Source organism: Streptomyces sp. I05A-00742, from assembly GCF_013055795.1.
In the GTDB taxonomy this organism is placed as follows: domain Bacteria; phylum Actinomycetota; class Actinomycetes; order Streptomycetales; family Streptomycetaceae; genus Streptomyces.
In genome coordinates, this window is sequence record NZ_JABETO010000039.1 from 15641 (window position 1) to 35703 (window position 20063).

A 20063-nucleotide genomic window follows, 5' to 3' on the forward strand; every position below is an offset into this window, starting at 1 on the left:
GGGAGGTGCCGGTGGGACGGAACACGGGAGCGAGCGGTTCCACGCCCGGGGTGCGAGAGGTGCGCGGGACTCAGTCGCCGTACTCGGACATGCCCCGCAGCAGCCGCGCCGTCCGCTCGGGGACCGTCACACCGTGCAGGGGCCGGGCCCCGGCCGCGGGAGCCTCGTCGGCCGGCGGCACCCTCCAGTGCGGCAGCATTCCCGCGCAGTCCCGGCGCAGCGCGGCGAGCGCGTCGCGGCCGGCGGCGGCCTCCGCGGCGGCGGAGGTGACGTGCTTCACAGGAGTCGGCATACCGGCACAGTACGACCGTCGCTCCACAGGAGAAAGGCCGACCATCGGGTAAATTCAGGCGCTCATGGCGAGATCCGGCCTGGTGCCCCGAGCCGGAGCCGATAGCGTGGTACGGCCTTTTCCTGTTCGGACCCGTTTCCACCGGTCCGCCACCGCCCTTCACCGCCTCGCCCCGCAAGGAGCAGATTCGCCGTGCGTATCGCTGTCACCGGCTCCATCGCCACCGACCACCTGATGACGTTCCCCGGCCGATTCGCCGATCAGCTCGTGGCGGACCAGCTGCACACGGTCTCCCTGTCCTTCCTCGTCGACGACCTCGACGTCCGACGCGGCGGCGTCGGCCCCAACATCTGCTTCGGCATGGGCGTCCTCGGCCTGCGCCCGATCCTCGTCGGCGCCGCGGGCGAGGACTTCGCGGACTACCGCGCCTGGCTCGAACGGCACGGCGTCGACACCGACTCGGTCCACATCTCCGAGGTCCTGCACACCGCCCGTTTCGTGTGCACCACCGACACCGACCACAACCAGATCGCGTCGTTCTACACCGGCGCCATGAGCGAGGCCCGCCTCATCGAGCTCCAGCCGGTCGCCGACCGCGTCGGCGGTCTCGACCTGGTGCTGATCGGCGCCGACGACCCCGAGGCGATGCTCCGCCACACGGAGGAGTGCCGCACCCGCGGCATCCCCTTCGCCGCCGACCCCTCCCAGCAGCTCGCCCGCATGGACGGCGACGACATCCGGCAGCTGATCGAGGGCGCCACCTACCTCTTCACCAACGAGTACGAGAAGGCGCTCATCGAGTCCAAGACCGGCTGGACCGAGGACGAGATCCTCGCCAAGGTCGGCACCCGCGTCACCACCCTCGGCTCCCGCGGTGTCCGCATCGAGCGGGTCGGCGACCCCGTCCTCGAGGTCGGCTGTGCCGAGGAGCAGGCCAAGGTCGATCCGACCGGTGTCGGCGACGCCTTCCGTGCCGGCTTCCTCGCCGGTCTCACCTGGGAGCTCTCCCTTGAGCGGGCCGCTCAGCTCGGCTGCATGCTTGCCACTCTCGTGATCGAGACTCTCGGTACTCAGGAGTACGAGCTGCGGCGCGGGCACTTCATGGAGCGGTTCGCCAAGGCGTACGGGCACGAGGCGGCGGCGGAGGTCCAGGCTCACCTGGGGTGACCCCTGCGGGGGCTGTGCCCCGGTCCCCCCCCCAGAGGGGGCACCCCCATTTCACCGTTTCTGCGGGGAGGGCCCCGCGCCCCCGAGCCGCGCTGCGCGCGGCGTCCTCAAACGCCGGACGGGCTGAATCAGCCCGTCTGTGGGGGTGCGGGGGCTTGCCCCCGCAAGAAACGGTGAAAGGGCGGGACCGGGGCACCCCTAAGACCGCCGCCGCACCGTATACCCCACCCCACCCCCCACCCCCCGCTCCCCCACATACTCCTGCCCCCGCATATCGCACCACGCAGGAATATCCAGCCGAGCCGCCTCATCATCGGACAGCACAGTCACCAGCCCCCCAACCGGCACCCGCTCAAACACCTTCGCCAACTCGATCACCGGAATCGGACACCGCTTCCCGAGCGCGTCCACAACAAGCTCACCCTCCTCACCGCCCCCAGAAGCAGCGGGCGCCCCCGACGGCGCCCCGACCTGCCGACGCACATCCGCGACCACCCCCGGCAGCACCTCCAAGAACCGCTCCACATCCGCCCCATCAACCCCACGCGGCAGCGAAACCCGGACGTTCCCCTCCGAGAGCACCCCCATGGCCCGCAGCACATGGCTCGGCTCCAGCGTGCTGGAGGTGCAGGAGGAGCCGGAGGAGACGGAGAAGCCCTCGCGGTCGAGGGCGTGGAGGAGGGCCTCGCCGTCGACGTAGAGGCAGGAGAAGGTGACGAGGTGGGGGAGGCGTCGGGCGGGGTGGCCGACGACCTCGACGTCGGGGACGAGTTCGGGGACGCGGGCCCGGATGCGGTCGACGAGGGGGCGCAGGCGGGCGGCCTCGGCGGCGGCCTCCGCGCGGACGGCGCGCAGGGAGGCGGCGGCGGCGACGATCGCGGGAAGATCGGGGAAGCCGGGCGCGCGGCCCGACTCCCGTTCGTCGACCGGGCCGCGGGCGGCGAACCGTACGCCCTTGCGCACCGCGAGCAGGCCCACCCCGGCCGGCCCGCCCCACTTGTGGGCGCTGGCGGTCAGCAGGGACCAGCCCTCGGCCACCGGCCCCCAGCCCAGCGACTGGGCGGCGTCGACGAGCAGCGGCACCCCGGCCGCCCGGCAGACGGCGGCCACCTCGGCCACCGGCTGCTCGGTGCCGACCTCGTGGTTGGCGGACTGGAGGGCGGCCAGCGCGGTGTCCGGGCGCAGGGCCGCCGCGTACGCCGCCGGGTCGGCCAGGCCGGTCCGGTCGACGGGGACGCGGGTGACGGTTCCGCCGTTCGCCTCCAGGAGCTCGGCGGAGTGGAGGACGGCGGAGTGCTCGACCGCGGAGACCACCAGATGGCGCCCGGTCCTGCGGCGCCCGCCCAGCGCGCCGGCGATGCCGTCGTGCAGGGCGCGGGTACCCGAAGGGGTGAAGACGAGTTCGTCCGGGCGACAGCCGACCGCCTCGGCCGCGGCCTCGCGGGCCGCGTCGAGCAGCAGCCGGGCCCGCCGGCCCTCCCGGTACAGCCGGGCGGGGTCGGCCCAGCCCTCGTCCAGGGCGGCCAGCAGCGCCTGGCGGGCGACGGGGTGCAGGGGAGCGGCGGAGGCGGCGTCGAAGTAGGGCACGTGACCGAACCTAGCGCGCGTCGCGGGCGGCCGCGGGCCAGGGCTGACGGCCTCCCAGATACCGCCCGGAGCCGGTGGTTCCATCTCTTTGGGGAGTCTTCGCGCAGCAGCTCGGCGCGTTGGGCACCCTCCCCGCGCGACCCCAAATAGCGTCCAGTAGGGTTTGGTCCGCATAAACATCCAAACCCTGCCCGCAGCGGGCCGGCGACCGACCGAGACGGCCGCAGCCGGCCGCGCGGGCGAGACTCTCGGGAAGGCGCTACGTGAGTCCCAACGGCTCCGACCGCTCGTCGCGGCGCCCGGTGCGGCGGAAGCTGCTGCAGGCGCTGGCCGCGGGCGCTGTTCTGGCGACCGCCACCGGTTGCACATCGAAGGACTTTCCCCGCCTCGGAATGCCCACTCCCGTCACGGAGGAGGCGCCGCGGATCCTCTCCCTGTGGCAGGGCTCGTGGGCTGCCGCCCTCGCGGTCGGCGTCCTGGTGTGGGGCCTCATCATCTGGAGCGTCATCTTCCACCGGCGCAGCCGGAGCAAGGTCGAGGTTCCCGCCCAGACCCGGTACAACATGCCTCTTGAGGCCCTGTACACCGTGGTCCCGATCCTCATCGTCTCGGTGCTCTTCTATTTCACGGCCCGTGACGAGAACAAGCTCATGGCCAACCCGGAGAAGCCGAAGCACGTCGTGAACGTGATCGGCTTCCAGTGGAACTGGGCGTTCAACTACCTGGAGACGGCCGAGGGCCAGAAGCCGGGCAAGCCGCTGCGCGGCATCGAGAACCTCAACGCCATCCCGGACCGGTTCCTGAAGAAGGCCCCGGCCGACGCGGCGGGCGTCTACGACACCGGCATCCCGGGGACGAAGAACCCGCAGAACGGCATGCCCGGTCCCACGCTGTGGCTGCCCAAGGGTGAGACGGTCCAGTTCGTGCTCACCTCGCGCGACGTCAGCCACTCCTTCTGGGTGCTGCCGTTCCTGATGAAGCAGGACGTTCTCCCCGGGCACACCAACAGCTTCACGGTCACCCCCAACCGGGAGGGCACCTTCCGGGGCAAGTGCGCCGAGCTCTGTGGACAGGACCACTCGCGGATGCTCTTCAACGTCAAGGTCGTCTCTCCTGAGCGCTATCAGAAGCACCTCAAGGAGCTGGCCGAGAAGGGCCAGACCGGCTACCTGCCGGCGGGCATCGCGCAGACGGATCACGCGAAGAACGCGGAGACCAAGAACAAGTGAGCATCCTCAACGAACCCCAGGGTGCCGCCGCATCAGCCCCGGCAGCACCGCCTGTTCGCGCCAAGACGCCAGGCAACCAGGTGATCAAGTGGCTGACCACCACCGACCACAAGACGATCGGGACCCTGTACCTGGTCACGTCGTTCGCGTTCTTCTGCATCGGCGGCGTGATGGCGCTGCTGATGCGTGCGGAACTCGCTCGCCCCGGCACGCAGATCATGTCGAACGAGCAGTTCAACCAGGCGTTCACGATGCACGGCACGATCATGCTGCTGATGTTCGCGACGCCGCTGTTCGCCGGTTTCGCGAACTGGATCATGCCGCTCCAGATCGGCGCGCCCGACGTGGCGTTCCCGCGGCTGAACATGTTCGCCTACTGGCTGTACCTCTTCGGCTCGCTGATCGCGGTGGCCGGCTTCCTCACCCCGCAGGGTGCGGCCGACTTCGGGTGGTTCGCCTACTCGCCGCTGACCGACAACGCCCACTCGCCGGGCGTCGGCGCCGACCTGTGGATCATGGGTCTGGCCTTCTCCGGCTTCGGTACGATCCTCGGCTCGGTCAACTTCATCACCACGATCATCTGCATGCGCGCGCCCGGCATGACGATGTTCCGGATGCCGATCTTCACCTGGAACGTCCTGCTGACCGGTGTCCTGGTCCTGCTGGCCTTCCCGGTGCTGGCCGCCGCGCTGTTCGCGCTGGAGGCCGACCGTAAGTTCGGTGCCCACATCTTCGACCCGGCCAACGGCGGCACACTGCTGTGGCAGCACCTCTTCTGGTTCTTCGGCCACCCCGAGGTGTACATCATCGCCCTGCCGTTCTTCGGCATCGTCTCCGAGGTCATCCCGGTCTTCTCCCGCAAGCCGATGTTCGGCTACTGGGGCCTGATCGCGGCCACGATCTCCATCGCCGGTCTCTCGGTGACGGTCTGGGCGCACCACATGTACGTCACGGGCGGCGTGTTGTTGCCGTTCTTCTCCTTCATGACCTTCCTGATCGCGGTTCCGACCGGTGTGAAGTTCTTCAACTGGATCGGCACCATGTGGAAGGGCTCGCTGTCCTTCGAGACCCCGATGCTCTGGGCCGTCGGCTTCCTGATCACCTTCACCTTCGGTGGTCTGACCGGCGTCATCCTGGCCTCGCCGCCGATGGACTTCCACGTCTCCGACTCGTACTTCGTCGTCGCGCACTTCCACTACGTCATCTTCGGCACCGTGGTGTTCGCGATGTTCGCCGGATTCCACTTCTGGTGGCCGAAGTTCACGGGCAAGATGCTGGACGAGCGGCTCGGCAAGATCACGTTCTGGACGCTGTTCGTCGGCTTCCACGGCACGTTCCTCGTCCAGCACTGGCTGGGCGCCGAGGGCATGCCCCGCCGGTACGCCGACTACCTGGCGGCCGACGGCTGGACGACGCTGAACACCATCTCCACGATCAGCTCGTTCCTGCTCGGTCTGTCGATACTGCCGTTCTTCTACAACGTCTGGAAGACCGCCAAGTACGGCAAGAAGGTCGAGGTCGACGACCCGTGGGGCTACGGCCGTTCGCTGGAGTGGGCGACCTCCTGCCCGCCGCCGCGGCACAACTTCCTCACGCTGCCGCGCATCCGCTCGGAATCCCCGGCGTTCGATCTGCACCACCCCGAGATCGCGGCGCTGGAGCTTGAGGAGAACCTCGCAGACAAGGCCCTCGCGGGTGGCAAGGAGGCCGGCAAGTGAAGATCCAAGGCCGGATGTTCATCTGGCTCTCCGTCTTCATCCTGGCCATGGCCGTCGTCTACGGCGTGTGGTCGAAGGAGCCGGCGGGCACCACCGCGCTCTTCCTGGCCTTCGGCCTCTGCATCATGGTCGGCTACTACCTGGCGTTCACCGCGCGCCGGGTGGACGCCGGAGCGCAGGACAACAAGAACGCGGACGTCGCGGACGACGCAGGTGAGCTGGGCTTCTTCGCCCCGCACAGCTGGCAGCCGCTGTCCCTGGCGATCGGTGGCGCCCTCGCCTTCGCGGCGATCGCGATCGGCTGGTGGCTGATGTACTTCTCGGCCCCGCTGATCATGGTCGGCCTCTTCGGCTGGGTGTTCGAGTTCTACCGCGGCGAGAACCAGAACCAGTAGGTTCCCCCGTTCGCACGGGCCGGGCCCCGCACACCACCAGGTGTGCGGGGCCCGGCTCTTTGCCCGGAGGGCCCCACCCGTTTGCAGGCGCACCAGGGGCCGCGGGTGGCGATCCTTCCTACGGTGTGACCATGAGCCACTCTCCTCGACGCCGCACGGTGCTCGGCGGCGTGCTGCTGCTGATCCCCCTGGCGCTGGGGGGCACCGGGTGCAGCTCGTCCAACCCGCTGGCCGAAACGCCGTACGACGCGACGGAACAGGTCGTGCTGAAGGGCGCGGAGGACGGCCGCAAGGTCGACCCGAGCCTGCCCCTCGAAGTGGAGGCCACCGGCGGCGACCGCATCACCGACGTCATCGCCACCGACGCCGCCGGACGCTACGTGGCCGGAGAGCTCCTCCCGGACGGTTCCCGCTGGCGCAGCACCGGCTCGCTGGCGGCCGGGGCGCACTACACGGTGCGGGTGAGCACCGAGGACGAGAACGGGGCCCAGGGCCGCCGTACGATCGGTTTCGACACCGGTCCGGCCACCCGCCTGCTGACCGTCACGTTCGGCCCCAAGAGCGGCACCTACGGCGTCGGACAGCCCATCACCGCCGAGCTCAGCACCCCCGTCCAGACCCCCGCCGCGCGGGCCGTCGTCGAACGCACCCTGCGCGTCGAGTCCAAACCCGCCGTCCAGGGGACCTGGTACTGGGTGAACAACCGGATCCTGCACTACCGCCCGCAGGAGTACTGGCCCGCCCACGCCACCATCGACGTGCACGCCACCCTCGACGGCATCAAGGTCGGCGGCGGCATGTACGGCGGCCCGTCCCAGCCCCTGCACCTCACCACCGGCGACCGGGTGGAGGCCGTCACCGACGCCGCGGGGCACTACATGTCGGTGCAGAAGAACGGCCAGGAGATCCGCTCGATCCCGGTGACGACCGGCAAACCCGGGTACGACACGCGCAACGGGGTCAAGGTGATCCTCGGCCAGGAATCCTTCGTACGGATGCGCGGGGACACCATCGGCATCGCCGAGGGCAGCGCCGACTCCTACGACCTGCCCGTCTACTGGGCCACCCGGGTCACCTGGAGCGGCGAGTACGTCCACGCCGCGCCCTGGTCCGTGGGCTCGCAGGGCGCCGACAACGTCAGCCACGGCTGCACGGGCATGTCCACCGAGAACGCCAAATGGTTCTTCGACAACGTCCGGGTGGGTGACATCGTCAAGGTCGTCGGCAGCGCGGGCGCCACCATGACGCCCTTCGACAACGGCTTCGGGGACTGGAACCTGTCGTGGGAGGACTGGCGCAAGGGCAGCGCCCTCGTCGCCGGCAAGCGGGAGGGGACCACCCTCGCCGACGCGGCCCGGCTGCGCCCCAGGGTCTGAGGCGCCGCCGGCGGGCCCGTCAGGCGTCCGCGGTGATCCTCGTGCGCGCCAGCCCGGCCAGGGCGTCGGCGAAGGCCACCGGGTCCACCGGGTGCGTCAACGCCGCGTCCGCCCGGCTCCAGGTGGCCAGCCAGGCGTCCTGCGGCCGGCCGATCAGCAGCAGCACCGGCGGGCACCGGAACACCTCGTCCTTGAGCTGCCGGCAGACGCCCATACCGCCCGCGGGGGCCGTCTCGCCGTCCAGGACGCAGACGTCGACCCGGTGTTCCTCCAGCGTCCGCAGCACGGCGGGCAGGGTCGCGCACTCCAGGTACTCCACCGGCGGCAGGTCCGCCGCGGGCCGCCGGCCGCCGGCCAGCCGCACCTGTTCGCGGGTGCTCGCGTCGTCGCTGTAGACCAGTACCGTGACCGTGGGCTGCATCGTTGACCTCCGGGCTCGTTGGCAAGGGGCGTCGAGGGGTGACAAGGGACGTCGAGGGGTCGGGCACAGCTGTGAACGAGGGGACCGCTGCGCGGATGCTACTCCCGGGGGGCCGCCCGGGAGGAGGGCCCGACGGACCACGGGACCCCGCGGCCGCCCGCCGACGGCCCGTCACCAGCGGTCCGCGCGCGCGGCGCAGGGCATGACGGAAGGGTGCCTTCCCCCCTTTGGGGGACGACCGGGCGACTGCCGGATTCGGCCGTACGAGCAGGGCATACGTCCTTGACACACCGAACGGCACCCCCCGGAGTGAGCGCGAGATAAGCGACCGACATAATGTCGGTCGTGGCGACAGCAACAGCAGTAGATACCGGGCACGCGCACCCCTCGGTCAACCGACCGAACCTCACCAGCGTCGGAACCATCATCTGGCTGAGTTCCGAGCTGATGTTCTTCGCGGCCCTCTTCGCGATGTACTTCACCCTCCGTTCGGTGACCGGCGCCGACCACTGGAAGGACATGGCGTCGCACCTGAACGTTCCGTTCTCGGCGACGAACACCACCATCCTGGTGCTCTCCTCGCTCACCTGCCAGCTCGGCGTCTTCGCCGCCGAGCGCGGTGATGTGAAGAAGCTGCGCACCTGGTTCGTGATCACGTTCGTGATGGGTGCCATCTTCATCGGTGGCCAGATCTTCGAGTACACCGACCTGGTCAAGGAGGCGGGCCTCTCGCTCTCCTCCGACCCGTACGGTTCGGCGTTCTACCTGACGACCGGCTTCCACGGCCTGCACGTGACGGGCGGACTCATCGCCTTCCTGCTGGTCCTGGGCAGGACGTACGCGGCCAAGAGGTTCACCCACCACCAGGCGACGGCGGCCATCGTCGTGTCCTACTACTGGCACTTCGTCGACGTGGTCTGGATCGGCCTCTTCGCCACGATCTACTTGATCAAGTAATCGGTCCCGCACCGGACCAACAGTCCAGCATCGAACGCAGAAGATCCTGACACCGGGGTAATCCGTGAAAAAGCTCTCCGCACGACGACGCCATCCGCTGGCGGCGGTCGTCGTCCTACTCTTCGCGCTGGCGGTAACCGGGGGGCTGTACGCCGCGTTCGCGCCGGCCGAGTCGGCCAAGGCCGATGACTCCGCCCAGTCCCTTGCCATCGAGGAGGGCAAGAAGCTCTACGCCGTCGGCTGCGCCAGCTGCCACGGCACCGGCGCTCAGGGCACCTCCGACGGGCCGTCCCTGGTCGGTGTCGGTGCCGCCGCCGTCGACTTCCAGGTCGCCACCGGCCGTATGCCGATGCAGCAGCAGGGCGCCCAGGCGCCCCGCAAGAAGCCGGTGTACACCGAGGCCCAGATCGACCAGCTGGCCGCTTACATCTCCTCGCTCGGCGCGGGACCGTCGGTTCCCTCGAAGGACCAGTACAGCCCCAACGGCGGTGACGCCGCCAAGGGCGGGGACCTGTTCCGTACGAACTGCGCCCAGTGCCACAACTTCACGGGCAAGGGCGGCGCGCTGTCGAACGGCAAGTTCGCGCCCACCCTGGAGGACGTCGACCCCAAGCACATCTACGAGGCCATGCAGACCGGCCCGCAGAACATGCCGTCCTTCCCCGACACCACGATGTCCCAGAAGAACAAGAAGGACATCATCGCGTACCTCGACGAGGTCAACACCAGCAAGTCGGAGAGCCCGGGCGGCCTCAACCTGGGTGGGCTCGGCCCGGTCAGTGAGGGTCTGTTCGCGTGGATCTTCGGCCTCGGCGCGCTGATCGCCGTCGCCATCTGGGTCGCCGCCCGGACCGCAAAGGCCAAGAAGTCATGAGTAGCCAAGACATTCCAGAAGAGACCCTGCCGAGCAAGCAGGGCGACACGCGCGAGGGCGCGGTGACGGTCAAGGGCGACCCCTTCGCCGACCCGGGCCTGCCGCCGCACGAGCACCGCGTCCAGGACATCGACGAGCGGGCCGCCAAGCGCTCCGAGCGCGCCGTGGCGTTCATGTTCACGCTGTCCATGCTGGCCACGGTGGCGTTCATCGCCGCCTACCTGGCCATCCCGATCGACAAGAACATCTACCTGTTCCCGCTCGGGCATGTCAGCGCCATGAACTTCACGCTGGGGATGACCCTCGGCGTGGCCCTGTTCTGCATCGGCGCGGGCGCGGTCCACTGGGCCCGCACCCTGATGTCGGACGAGGAGCGCATCGACGAGCGCCACCCGATCCAGGCGTCCCCCGAGGTCAAGGCCAAGGTCATGGCCGACTTCGCCGAGGGTGCCGCCGAGTCGGCGATGGGCCGTCGGACGCTGGTCCGCAACACCATGTTCGGTGCCCTGACGCTGCTGCCGCTGTCCGCCGTCTTCCTCTTCGGAGGCATGGGCCCCAAGCCGGGCACCAAGCTCCGCAAGACCAAGTGGGCGGCCGGCAAGATGCTGGTCAACCAGAACACGATGCAGCCGCTGCGTCCCGAGGACGTGCAGGTCGGGTCCCTGACCTTCGCCATGCCGCAGGGCATGACGGAGGAGGACCACGACTTCCAGGTCGAGATCGCCAAGGCCGCCCTGATGATCGTCCGGCTCCGCCCGGAGGACATCAAGGACAAGCAGGAACTCGACTGGTCCGTCGACGGCATCGTCGCGTTCTCCAAGATCTGCACCCATGTGGGCTGCCCGATCAGCCTCTACGAGCAGCAGACGCACCACGTGCTCTGCCCGTGCCACCAGTCCACCTTCGACCTCGCCGACGGCGGTCGCGTGATCTTCGGACCGGCCGGACACGCTCTTCCGCAGCTGCGGATCAAGGTCAATGACAAGGGCTACCTTGAGGCGATGGGTGACTTCGCCGAGCCCGTCGGTCCTGCCTTCTGGGAGCGCGGATGAGTACTGCAGAATCGAAGACGGCGGGCGCGCCCGGCCGCAAGGCACCCGCGGGTGAGCGGGTCGCCGACTGGGCCGACGGCCGGCTGGGCATCTACAGCCTGGCCAAGGCCAATATGCGCAAGATCTTCCCGGACCACTGGTCCTTCATGCTGGGCGAGGTCTGCCTCTACAGCTTCCTGATCATCATCCTCACGGGTGTGTATCTGACGCTGTTCTTCCACCCGAGCATGAACGAGGTCGTCTACCACGGCTCCTACGTCCCGCTCCAGGGACAGCGGATGTCGGAGGCGTTCTCCTCGACGCTGCACATCAGCTTCGACGTCCGCGGCGGTCTGCTCATCCGGCAGATCCACCACTGGGCCGCGCTGATCTTCCTCGCCGGCATGTTCGTGCACATGATGCGCGTCTTCTTCACGGGCGCGTTCCGCAAGCCGCGTGAGATCAACTGGCTGTTCGGCTTCCTGCTGTTCTTCCTCGGCATGTTCACCGGCTTCACCGGTTACTCGCTGCCGGACGACCTGCTCTCCGGCACCGGTGTCCGCTTCGTGGACGGCGCGATCCTGTCCGTGCCGCTGGTCGGTACGTACCTGTCGATGCTGATCTTCGGCGGGGAGTTCCCCGGCGGGGACTTCGTGGCGCGGTTCTACTCGGTCCACATCCTGCTGCTGCCGGGCATCATGCTCGGTCTCGTGGTGGCCCACCTGATCCTGGTCGTCTACCACAAGCACACCCAGTACCCCGGCCCCGGCCGGACCGAGAAGAACGTCGTCGGCATGCCGCTGCTGCCGGTCTACATGGCCAAGGCGGGAGGCTTCTTCTTCCTCGTCTTCGGTGTCATCGCGGCCGTCGCGGCGCTCGCCACCGTCAACCCCATCTGGGAGATCGGCCCCTACCGGCCGGACCAGGTATCGACCGGCGCCCAGCCCGACTGGTACATGGGCTTCGCCGAGGGTCTGATCCGGGTGATGCCGGGCTGGGAGATCAACATCTGGGGCCACACACTGGTCCTGGGCGTGTTCATCCCGCTGGTGATCTTCCCGCTGGTGCTCTTCGCCATCGCCCTCTGGCCGTTCCTGGAGTCCTGGGCGACCGGCGACAAGCGGGAGCACCACCTGCTGGACCGTCCGCGCAACGCCCCGACGCGCACCGGCTTCGGTGCCGCCTGGATCGCCGCGTACTTCGTGATGCTGGTCGGCGGTGGAAACGACCTGTGGGCCACCCACTTCCACCTGTCGCTCAACGCGATCACCTGGTTCGTCCGCATCGGCTTCTTCGTCATCCCGGTGCTGACGTTCATCGTCACCCGCCGGATCTGCATGGGTCTCCAGCGGCGCGACCGGGAGAAGGTGCTGCACGGCCGCGAGTCGGGCATCATCAAGCGCCTGCCGCACGGTGAGTTCGTGGAGGTCCACGAGCCGCTCACGCAGGAGCAGCTGCACACGCTCACCGCGCACGAGCAGCCGAAGCCGCTGGAGCTGGAGCCCGAGGTCGACGAGAACGGCGTCGCCCGCAAGGCGTCCGCCTCCCAGAAGCTGAAGGTCAAGCTCTCCAAGAGCATGTACGGGGAGGACAACTTCGTCCCCAAGGCCACCGCGGAGGAGTACCAGGAGATCACGAGCGGCCACGGCCACCACTGATCCCCGTCACTGATCACTGAAGCAGATCGCCACGGCGAGAGCCCCGTCCATCGCATGGACGGGGCTCTTCGCCGTTCCGGGACCTGGTTAGGCTGGGCACGTGCCCTGCGAGGACGGGGCCCCGTACCGACCCACCCAGGAGTGTGGACCATGAACGTTGCGACCCCGGCAGGCGGCGACGGCACGGTGTCCCTCTCCTGGCCCGGCGTCCTGGAGGCCCTGCTCGGCGGCCGTGACCTGGGCGCGGACGACACCGCCTGGGCCATGGACCGCATCATGCGCGGCGAGGCCACCGACGCCCAGATCGCGGCCTTCGCCGTGGCCCTGCGGGCCAAGGGCGAGACGGTCGCCGAGATCTCCGGCCTGGTGCGGACCATGTACCGGCACGCCAACCTCATCGAGGTGCCGGGACCCAGCGTGGACATCGTGGGCACCGGCGGCGACGGCGCGAAGACGGTCAACATCTCGACGATGTCGTCGATCGTCGTCGCGGGCACCGGGGCGAAGGTCGTCAAGCACGGCAACCGGGCCGCGTCCTCCGCCAGCGGCGCCTCGGACGTCCTGGAGAAGCTGGGCGTCAACCTCGACCTCTCCCCGGAGCGCGTGGTGGAGGTGGCCCGGGACGCGGGCATCACCTTCTGTTTCGCGGTGAAGTTCCACCCCGCGCTGCGGCACGTGGCGGCCGCCCGCCGCGAACTGGGCGTCCGGACCACCTTCAACGTCCTCGGCCCGCTCACCAACCCGGCCCGCGTCCGGGCCCAGGCGACCGGCGTCGCGGACGCCCGGATGGCCCCCATCCTGGCCGGCGTCCTCGCCGAACGCGGCTCCTCCGCCCTGGTCTTCCGCGGCGACGACGGCCTGGACGAGCTGACGACGACCGCCACGTCCCGGGTCTGGACCGTCCGCGACGGGGCGGTGCGCGAGGAGCCCTTCGACCCGCGGGACGTGGGCATCGAGCTGGTGCCGGTGGAGGCCCTGCGGGGCGCGGACGCGTCCTACAACGCGGACGTGGCCCGGCGCCTGCTGGCGGGCGAGCACGGTCCGGTCCGGGACGCCGTCCTGCTGAACGCGGCGGCCGCGCTGGTGGCGCTGGAGCCCACCGCGGAGCCGCTCACGGCGCAGATCGCGGCGGGGATGGCCCGGGCGGCGGAGTCGATCGACTCGGGGGCGGCGCGGGCGGCGCTGGAGCGGTGGGTGGCGGCCAGCAACGCGTAGGCGAGCGGGGGTGGTTGGGGCCGGAGTTCCTGCTCCGGCCGTCCTCCGGCCGCCCTCCGTCCGCATCGCGGACAACTCCCTTTCGGCGCGGCGATCAGCTGTGCCATACTCGCGGCCAGGTCACGAGTGACAGCGACACAGGCCCCGGCCCGCTGTCCGGCAACCCTCCGTCCGTGGCGGGGTGCCCCGGGTGATGACCGGGCCGCAGGCAGCGAGGTCTGCGGCAAGCGCGGATCCCTCGCCAGGGATCCTGGTCGTCGAGGGAGTTCCTTCCGTGATCCAGCGAATGCGTTAGGGCCGAGCGCCCCTTCTCCGCGCCCTTCGTCCTTTCTCCTGCGCCGTCGCCGCGCAGTCGATCTCGCTTGCCTCTTACGGGAGTTCGTCATGTCCACTGCCGTGTCCGCCCCCGCCTGCGCCCCTTCCGTCGACGGTGATCCCCGCCCGTCCCTCCCCCTGCCCGTCCTCGGCCTGGACGTCCGCGTCCCGCTCGCCTCCGGCGGCGAAGTGCCGTACGCGGCCCTCGACTACGCGGCGAGCGCCCCCGCCCTCCAGCGGGTCTGGGACGACGTCGCCGCCTACGCGCCGTACTACGGCAGCGTGCACCGGGGCGCCGGATACCTCTCGCAGCTCTCCACCGAGCTGTTCGAGAACAGCCGCAGGACGGTCGCCGAATTCCTCGGCTGCCGCCCCGACGACCAGGTCGTCTTCACCCGCTCCACCACCGACTCCCTCAACCTCCTCGCCGGCGCCCTGCCCGCCGGCACCCGGGTGTTCGTCTTCGAGAGCGAGCACCACGCCGCCCTGCTGCCCTGGGCGCGGCGCGCCGCGGCCGGCGAGACGGCCGTCACCTGGCTGGACGCGCCGCGCAGCCCCGAGCAGGCCGTCGACGCGCTGGAGCGCGCCCTCGCCGCCCGCGAGCCCTACGGTCCGGCGCTCGTCTGCGTGACCGGCGCGTCCAACGTGACCGGCGAGGTCTGGCCCGTACGCGAACTCGCCGCCGCCGCCCATGCGCACGGCGCCCGGATCGTCCTCGACGCCGCCCAGCTCGTGCCCCACCGCGCGGTCGACATCACCGCCCTGGACGTCGACTGGATCGCCTTCTCCGGGCACAAGCTCTACGCCCCCTTCGGCGCCGGCGTCCTCGCCGGGCGCGCCGACTGGCTGCGTGAGGCCGAGCCCTACCTCGCCGGCGGCGGCGCCACCCGCAGCGTCACCCGGGACGCGGCCGGTGCGCCCGCCGTCGAGTGGTTCGACACCGCCGCCCGGCACGAGGCCGGGTCGCCCAACGTCATCGGCGCCCATGCGGTGGCTTCCGCCTGCCGGGCTCTTACCGAGGCGGGCTTCGAGCGGCTCGCGGCGCGTGAGGAGGGGTTGCTGGGGCGGCTTCGGGGTGGGCTTGCCGGGGTGCCGGGGGTGCGGGTTCTGTCCCTCTTCGGTGAGGACGCTCCCCGGGTGGGGGTCCTCTCCTTTGTCGTCGAGGGGTGGAACAGTTCCGACTTTGCCGCTGCGCTCTCCGCGGAGTACGGGATCGGGGTGCGGGATGGGTTGTTCTGCGCGCACCCGTTGGTTCGCGGGCTTCTTGCGGAGGGGAATGCGGTGCGGGTGAGTTTTGGGGCGGGGACGCCGGATGAGCACATTGAGCGGTTTGTGCGGGCGGTGGGGGAGTTGGTGCGGCGGTAGCCGCTGGGGGTGCCCCGGTCCCGCCCTTTCACCGTTTCCCGGGAGGGCCCGGACCCCTGTGAAAGCGGCTTCGCCGCTTGTCCTCAAACGCCGGACGGGCTGAATAGCCCGTCCGGCGTTTGAGGACGCGCGCCGCAGGCGCGCTCAAGGGGGTGCGGGGGCTTGCCCCCGCAAGAAACGGTGAAAGGGTGGGACCGGGGCAAGCTCAGCTGTCCAAGCCGATCGCGAACGCCGCCTCCAGATCGTGCTGCGAGTACGTACGAAACGCGATATGCGTCTCCGTCGACGCCACCCCGGGCACCTTGCTGATCCGCCCGGGAATGACCTCCGCGAGATCATCATGCCGAGCCACCCGCACCATGGCGATCAAGTCGTACGCCCCGGTCACGGAGAAGACCTCGCTCACCCCCTCCAGCGCCGCGATCCGTTCGGCGATCTCGGGAATCCGGTCCACGTCGGTCTTGATGAGCACGATCGAGGTGATCACGTCGCTTGGTCTCCTTCGGTGGACCTGGGGGTGCCTTTCACTCTAACCGGCCGTTCCCGGCACACCCATGCGAAGCCGAAGCCGAGGGCGAAGCCCACGACGTGGGCGAGGTAGGCGACTCCGGGGCGGTCGTCGGGGGCGCCGACGCCGGGCCACTGGAGGGCGAACCAGAAGAGGAGGACGGCCCAGGCGGGGAAGCGGAGGGGGAGGAAGAAGAGGAAGGGGAAGAGGCTGGTCACCCGGGCGCGGGGGAAGAGGTGGAGGAAGGCGCCGAGGACGCCGGAGATGGCGCCGGAGGCGCCGACGAGGGACTGGTCGGAGTGGGCGTGGACGGCGGCGTAGCCGAGGAGGGCGAGGCAGCCGGTGACGAGGTAGCAGAGGGCGAAGGAGAAGCGGCCCATGCGCTCCTCGGTCATGGCCCCGAAGACGTGGAGGAAGAGCATGTTCCCGAGCAGGTGCAGCCAGTTGCCGTGCACGAAGAGCGCGGTGAAGGGGGTGGTGAGGGAGCCCGGAAGGCCGGACCACAGTTCGTCGGGGACGACGCCCCAGCGCTCGAAGTAGGCCGACTGGGTGGCGAGCAGATCGGGGCCGGTGCCGTAGGCCGGGTTGAGGCCGGAGGCGGGGCCGATGAGGAAGACCGCGCAGCAGATGCCGAGGAGGACGCGGGTGACCCAGGGGGTGCGGGGCCGGCCCAGCCGCACTTCCTTTACGATCATGGGCAGATCATGGCGTACCGGGGCAAGCGGTACGGAGAGCCTCGCCGGTCGGCCCGGTACGTGGCGGTCTCATCCCGCCGCGGGACCGCCAGGCCGTAGGGTTACGACAAACGCCCGGCACCCCGCGCGCCACGAACAGGACGGACGGCACCATGGACGTTCCCCGGCCGACCGCCGCCACCCGATGGCGGTGCACCCTGTGCGGGAACCTCACGCGCTTCGACGTGACCCGCACGGTCAGGGCCGTGGAGTACGTCCACCTCGACCTCGCCGGTGAGCCCACCGTGGAGGAACGGGACGTGGTCAGTGAGACGATCGAGTCGGTGCGTTGCCGCTGGTGCGACGCGGTGGACCGGGTCGAGCTGGTGGACCGTCCAGGGACGAGCTGAGGAACGGAGCGGGAACGCGTGGTGGAGCACACGGGCGACGAGGAGACGGCCGGTGACGACGGCCGGGCCGACGGCGTCAGCGAGGTGCTCGACCGCCCGTTGCCCGAGGGGATCCGGCGCCGCGTCATCGCGCTCGTCGCCGAGGCGTTCGGCGGTCTGACGGTCGCCGAACTGCCGCCGCAGCTGCGGCAGTACGCCCGCTTCACCCCCGTCCGCCGGGCCAAGTTCGCGGGCAACGCCATGGCGGCGGCCGTCGAGACCGACACCGCGTTCCGGCAGCGCGTCTCCGCCCGGCTGCGCGAGACCGGCTCCGAGCTGGCCCAGGCCCTGGAGGCCGGGTCCCCGCCGGCCGCGGCCGACCCGGAGGACGTGGCGGCGATGGCCTTCGTGCTGCGTCCGCCCGGCTGGGTGAAGCTGGTCACCGCCGCCGGCGAGGAGGCCCAGCGGGCCAGCGCCGAGCGTGCCGGCGAGGAGGCCCAGCGCGAACTGCGGCAGCTGCGCGAGGAGCTGACGCGGGTGCGCGGCGAGGCGCGGACCGACGCCGAGCGGGCCCGCGGGGAGCTGGAGACCGTCCGCAAGGAGGGCGAGGCCCTCCAGCGCAAGCTGCGCAGCGCGTTGAGCGATGTGCGGCGCGGCGAGGCCGCGCTGCGCAAGGTCCACGGTGAGCTGGAGGCGCTGCGTTCGGACGCGGCCGCCGAACTGGCGGCGGCGCTGGGCGAGACCCGGCGGGTCAAGGCGCGGCTCGCGGAGGCCGAGGCGGCCCTGGAGGCGAGCCGCCGGGCGGTCCGCGAGGGGCGCAGCGTGGAGGACATGCGGCTGCGGCTGCTGCTGGACACCGTGCTGGACGCGGCCCAGGGCCTCCGCCGCGAACTGGCCCTGCCCCCCACCTCCGTCCACCCGGCGGACCTGGTGGACGCCGTGGAGCCGGGCCGGATGACGCCCAAGGACATTGCGGCGCGCGCCCTGTCGGAGACCGACCCGGCGCTGCTGGACCAACTGCTGGCGCTGCCGCAGGCGCACCTGGTGGTGGACGGCTACAACGTCACCAAGACCGGCTATCCGACGATGCCGCTGGACAAGCAGCGGCTGCGGCTGCTCGGCGGTCTGTCGATGCTCGCCGCGCAGACCGGCGCCGAGATGACCTGCGTCTTCGACGGCGCCGAACTGGCCGCGCCGGTGCTGCTGGCGCCGCCGCGCGGGGTGCGGGTGCTGTTCAGCAAGCCAGGGGTGACCGCGGACGAGCTGATCCGGCAACTCGTGCGGGCCGAACCGCCGGGCCGCCCGGTCGTGGTGGTCTCCACGGACCGCGAGGTGGCCGATGGGGTCGCCAAGGCGGGGGCGCGGCCGGTCGCGTCGGCCCTGCTGCTGAAGCGGCTCGCTCGTACCTGAGTGGTTCGTGTGCGCACGCCGGGTATTGCCGGGGCGTCAGGGTTCCGTTACGGCCCGTGCTGCGGCAGGTAAAAGCCGGGCTGTCGGGAGGTAATTTCCTCCAGGGGATTTGAACCGATCATATGAGGGTCACTAAGGTCGGGCCTCGAACCTTCGCGCGGTGATCATCCAATCGGGGTGACGTGAAGGTCCCGCCGTGCCCGCCCTCTTGTCGCGCGCGGGCGGCGGCCGAGGAGAGAAGGAGCTCGACTCCGTGGCGTCCCACCGTCGTCCCAAACAGCCGAGCCGCACTCGGGTGACCGTCCTCACCGCGACCGCCGCCGCTGCCGTCGCCCTCTCCGCCCAGGCGGCCTCCGCCGACCCCGGCGCGAAGCCGACCAAGAGCGAGGCCAAGGAGAAGGTCGACACCCTCTACGAGCAGGCGGAGCAGGCCACCGAGAAGTACAACGGGGCCAAGCAGAAGCAGGAGAAGCTGGAGAAGGAGGCCGGCGAGCTCCAGGACCGCGTCGCGCGCGGCCAGGAGGAGGTCAACAAGCTCCGGGACAGCCTCGGCGCGGTGGCCACCGCCCAGTACCGCACCGGTTCCGTGGACCCCTCCCTCCAACTGCTGCTCTCCTCCGACCCGGAGACCTACCTGGAGCGGGCGTCCACGCTCAACCAGGTCAGCGCCAAGCAGGCGGAGACCCTCCGGCAGATCGCCACCAAGCAGCGCGCCCTCAAGCAGCAGCGCGAGGAGGCCGCGGGCAAGCTCGCCGACCTGGAGTCCACCCGCAAGGCGCTCGGCGAGCGCAAGGCCGAGGTCCAGGGCAAGCTCGCCGAGGCGCAGGACGTCCTCAACTCGCTCACCGAGAAGGAGCGCGCCGAGATCGCCGCCGCCGAGAAGGCGGAGGCGGCCAAGGCCGCCGCCAAGGCGGACGCGGCAAAGGCGGATGCGGCCAAGGGCGATTCGGGCGGCGCCAGTGGTTCCAAGAGCGGCGCGAAGGGCAGCGGTTCGGGGAAGGGCAGCAGCGGCAAGGCCGTCCCCGGATCGGGCCGGGCGGGCGCCGCGCTCGCCGCCGCGCAGACGAAGATAGGCTCCCCGTACGTCTGGGGCGCCACCGGCCCGAGCTCCTTCGACTGCTCCGGACTGACGTCCTGGGCGTACGCGCAGGCGGGCGTCACCCTGGACCGCACGTCCCAGGACCAGGCCAACGACGGCACCCGCATCTACGACCAGGGCCAGCTCCAGCCCGGCGACCTGGTGATCTTCTACGGCGATCTGCACCACGTCGGCCTCTACGCCGGCAACGGCCAAGTGCTGCACGCCCCGCGCAGCGGCACCGTGGTCCGCTACGAGGCCATGAGCAACATGCCGTTCCAGTTCGGCGTGCGGGTGGGCTGAGGTATGCGTGGGGCGTGAGGCCGAGGCATACGTGTGAGCCGACCGGCCCCGCCAATCCGCCCGTTCGGGTGAAGTCCCCGTGGCCCCGGATGACTCCGCGC

At 70.4% G+C, this 20063-nt stretch carries 19 protein-coding genes and 1 riboswitch; of the genes, 14 read left to right on the forward strand and 5 right to left on the reverse strand.

The genetic code is table 11. The annotated features are described in order from the left end of the window. Nucleotides 1–70: 70 nt before the first annotated feature. Complete coding sequence (locus tag HN013_RS26765; RefSeq protein WP_212764865.1) at nucleotides 71–292, reverse strand: hypothetical protein; 222 nt, start codon at nucleotides 290–292, stop codon at nucleotides 71–73. A gap of 192 nt (nucleotides 293–484) precedes the next feature. Between HN013_RS26765 and HN013_RS26770 the strand changes: the two genes are divergently transcribed. Continuing rightward, nucleotides 485–1459 carry a carbohydrate kinase family protein gene (locus tag HN013_RS26770; protein ID WP_171170623.1) on the forward strand — a complete coding sequence of 325 codons (975 nt, stop codon included), beginning with the start codon at nucleotides 485–487 and terminating at the stop codon, nucleotides 1457–1459. A 198-nt stretch (nucleotides 1460–1657) separates the two neighbouring features. Here the strand turns inward: HN013_RS26770 and HN013_RS26775 are convergent, their stop codons facing one another. After that, nucleotides 1658–3046, reverse strand: a complete 1389-nt coding sequence (locus tag HN013_RS26775; protein ID WP_171170625.1) for a cysteine desulfurase/sulfurtransferase TusA family protein — start codon at nucleotides 3044–3046, stop codon at nucleotides 1658–1660. A gap of 263 nt (nucleotides 3047–3309) precedes the next feature. On the opposite strand from HN013_RS26775, the gene coxB reads away from it, so the two are divergent. The 4 genes from coxB to HN013_RS26795 all read left to right on the forward strand — a co-directional run bounded on the left by coxB (nucleotide 3310) and on the right by HN013_RS26795 (nucleotide 7764). Further along, on the forward strand, nucleotides 3310–4275 hold the full coding sequence (gene coxB, locus HN013_RS26780; protein ID WP_171170627.1) for a cytochrome c oxidase subunit II: 966 nt from the start codon (nucleotides 3310–3312) through the stop codon (nucleotides 4273–4275). Beyond that, complete coding sequence (ctaD, locus tag HN013_RS26785) at nucleotides 4272–5993, forward strand: cytochrome c oxidase subunit I (protein ID WP_171170629.1); 1722 nt, start codon at nucleotides 4272–4274, stop codon at nucleotides 5991–5993. Before coxB ends, ctaD begins: the two co-directional genes overlap by 4 nt. Further along, nucleotides 5990–6388, forward strand: a complete 399-nt coding sequence (locus HN013_RS26790) for a cytochrome c oxidase subunit 4 (RefSeq protein WP_171170631.1) — start codon at nucleotides 5990–5992, stop codon at nucleotides 6386–6388. Before ctaD ends, HN013_RS26790 begins: the two co-directional genes overlap by 4 nt. Nucleotides 6389–6519: 131 nt before the next feature. Next, entirely contained in the window at nucleotides 6520–7764 is a 1245-nt protein-coding gene (locus HN013_RS26795) for an Ig-like domain-containing protein (RefSeq protein WP_171170633.1), read from the forward strand. Between the two features lie 19 nt (nucleotides 7765–7783). Here HN013_RS26795 and HN013_RS26800 read toward each other — a convergent pair whose 3' ends face one another. Then, nucleotides 7784–8185: a hypothetical protein gene (locus HN013_RS26800; RefSeq protein ID WP_171170635.1), complete on the reverse strand. Its 402-nt coding sequence runs from the start codon at nucleotides 8183–8185 to the stop codon at nucleotides 7784–7786. A gap of 336 nt (nucleotides 8186–8521) precedes the next feature. Here HN013_RS26800 and HN013_RS26805 point away from each other — a divergent pair, with 336 nt between their 5' ends. From HN013_RS26805 to HN013_RS26830, 6 genes are all read left to right on the forward strand, one after another. Further along, nucleotides 8522–9142 carry a heme-copper oxidase subunit III gene (locus HN013_RS26805; protein WP_171170637.1) on the forward strand — a complete coding sequence of 207 codons (621 nt, stop codon included), beginning with the start codon at nucleotides 8522–8524 and terminating at the stop codon, nucleotides 9140–9142. Nucleotides 9143–9206: 64 nt separating this feature from the next. Continuing rightward, the gene (locus HN013_RS26810; protein WP_171170639.1) at nucleotides 9207–10016 is read left to right on the forward strand and encodes a c-type cytochrome; all 810 of its coding nucleotides are present in this window, start codon (nucleotides 9207–9209) and stop codon (nucleotides 10014–10016) included. Next, a complete protein-coding gene (locus tag HN013_RS26815) occupies nucleotides 10013–11068 on the forward strand; it encodes a ubiquinol-cytochrome c reductase iron-sulfur subunit (RefSeq protein ID WP_171170641.1) in 1056 nt (351 codons plus the stop codon). Before HN013_RS26810 ends, HN013_RS26815 begins: the two co-directional genes overlap by 4 nt. After that, nucleotides 11065–12705 carry a cytochrome bc complex cytochrome b subunit gene (locus HN013_RS26820; protein ID WP_171170643.1) on the forward strand — a complete coding sequence of 547 codons (1641 nt, stop codon included), beginning with the start codon at nucleotides 11065–11067 and terminating at the stop codon, nucleotides 12703–12705. The genes HN013_RS26815 and HN013_RS26820 overlap by 4 nt, the downstream gene beginning before the upstream one ends. Before the next feature lie 150 nt (nucleotides 12706–12855). Beyond that, on the forward strand, nucleotides 12856–13920 hold the full coding sequence (gene trpD, locus HN013_RS26825; protein ID WP_171170645.1) for an anthranilate phosphoribosyltransferase: 1065 nt from the start codon (nucleotides 12856–12858) through the stop codon (nucleotides 13918–13920). A 118-nt stretch (nucleotides 13921–14038) separates the two neighbouring features. Then, nucleotides 14039–14156, forward strand: a riboswitch (SAM riboswitch). Nucleotides 14157–14304: 148 nt separating this feature from the next. Further along, nucleotides 14305–15600: an aminotransferase class V-fold PLP-dependent enzyme gene (locus HN013_RS26830; protein WP_171170647.1), complete on the forward strand. Its 1296-nt coding sequence runs from the start codon at nucleotides 14305–14307 to the stop codon at nucleotides 15598–15600. 205 nt (nucleotides 15601–15805) lie between these two features. Here the strand turns inward: HN013_RS26830 and HN013_RS26835 are convergent, their stop codons facing one another. Together HN013_RS26835 and HN013_RS26840 are read right to left on the reverse strand one after the other, a co-directional pair. Then, nucleotides 15806–16087, reverse strand: a complete 282-nt coding sequence (locus HN013_RS26835; protein ID WP_171170649.1) for an Lrp/AsnC family transcriptional regulator — start codon at nucleotides 16085–16087, stop codon at nucleotides 15806–15808. After that, nucleotides 16084–16803: a rhomboid family intramembrane serine protease gene (locus HN013_RS26840; RefSeq protein ID WP_171170650.1), complete on the reverse strand. Its 720-nt coding sequence runs from the start codon at nucleotides 16801–16803 to the stop codon at nucleotides 16084–16086. Before HN013_RS26840 ends, HN013_RS26835 begins: the two co-directional genes overlap by 4 nt. A gap of 152 nt (nucleotides 16804–16955) precedes the next feature. On the opposite strand from HN013_RS26840, the gene HN013_RS26845 reads away from it, so the two are divergent. From HN013_RS26845 to HN013_RS26855, 3 genes are all read left to right on the forward strand, one after another. Next, nucleotides 16956–17192 carry a hypothetical protein gene (locus tag HN013_RS26845; RefSeq protein ID WP_171170652.1) on the forward strand — a complete coding sequence of 79 codons (237 nt, stop codon included), beginning with the start codon at nucleotides 16956–16958 and terminating at the stop codon, nucleotides 17190–17192. A 21-nt stretch (nucleotides 17193–17213) separates the two neighbouring features. Then, on the forward strand, nucleotides 17214–18581 hold the full coding sequence (locus HN013_RS26850; protein ID WP_398980807.1) for an NYN domain-containing protein: 1368 nt from the start codon (nucleotides 17214–17216) through the stop codon (nucleotides 18579–18581). 253 nt (nucleotides 18582–18834) lie between these two features. Next, complete coding sequence (locus tag HN013_RS26855) at nucleotides 18835–19962, forward strand: C40 family peptidase (RefSeq protein ID WP_171170656.1); 1128 nt, start codon at nucleotides 18835–18837, stop codon at nucleotides 19960–19962. The last annotated feature ends 101 nt before the right edge of the window (nucleotides 19963–20063 follow it).

Bases quoted from the DNA above. Each gene is read 5' to 3' on its own strand.
- HN013_RS26815 (WP_171170641.1), top strand. From the start codon at position 10,013: ATGAGTAGCCAAGACATTCCAGAAGAGACCCTGCCGAGCAAGCAGGGC.
- HN013_RS26800 (WP_171170635.1), bottom strand. From the start codon at position 8,185: ATGCAGCCCACGGTCACGGTACTGGTCTACAGCGACGACGCGAGCACC.
- HN013_RS26765 (WP_212764865.1), bottom strand. From the start codon at position 292: ATGCCGACTCCTGTGAAGCACGTCACCTCCGCCGCCGCGGAGGCCGCC.
- HN013_RS26845 (WP_171170652.1), top strand. From the start codon at position 16,956: ATGGACGTTCCCCGGCCGACCGCCGCCACCCGATGGCGGTGCACCCTG.
- HN013_RS26830 (WP_171170647.1), top strand. From the start codon at position 14,305: ATGTCCACTGCCGTGTCCGCCCCCGCCTGCGCCCCTTCCGTCGACGGT.
- HN013_RS26805 (WP_171170637.1), top strand. From the start codon at position 8,522: ATGTCGGTCGTGGCGACAGCAACAGCAGTAGATACCGGGCACGCGCAC.
- HN013_RS26840 (WP_171170650.1), bottom strand. From the start codon at position 16,803: ATGATCGTAAAGGAAGTGCGGCTGGGCCGGCCCCGCACCCCCTGGGTC.
- HN013_RS26820 (WP_171170643.1), top strand. From the start codon at position 11,065: ATGAGTACTGCAGAATCGAAGACGGCGGGCGCGCCCGGCCGCAAGGCA.
- HN013_RS26795 (WP_171170633.1), top strand. From the start codon at position 6,520: ATGAGCCACTCTCCTCGACGCCGCACGGTGCTCGGCGGCGTGCTGCTG.
- trpD (WP_171170645.1), top strand. From the start codon at position 12,856: ATGAACGTTGCGACCCCGGCAGGCGGCGACGGCACGGTGTCCCTCTCC.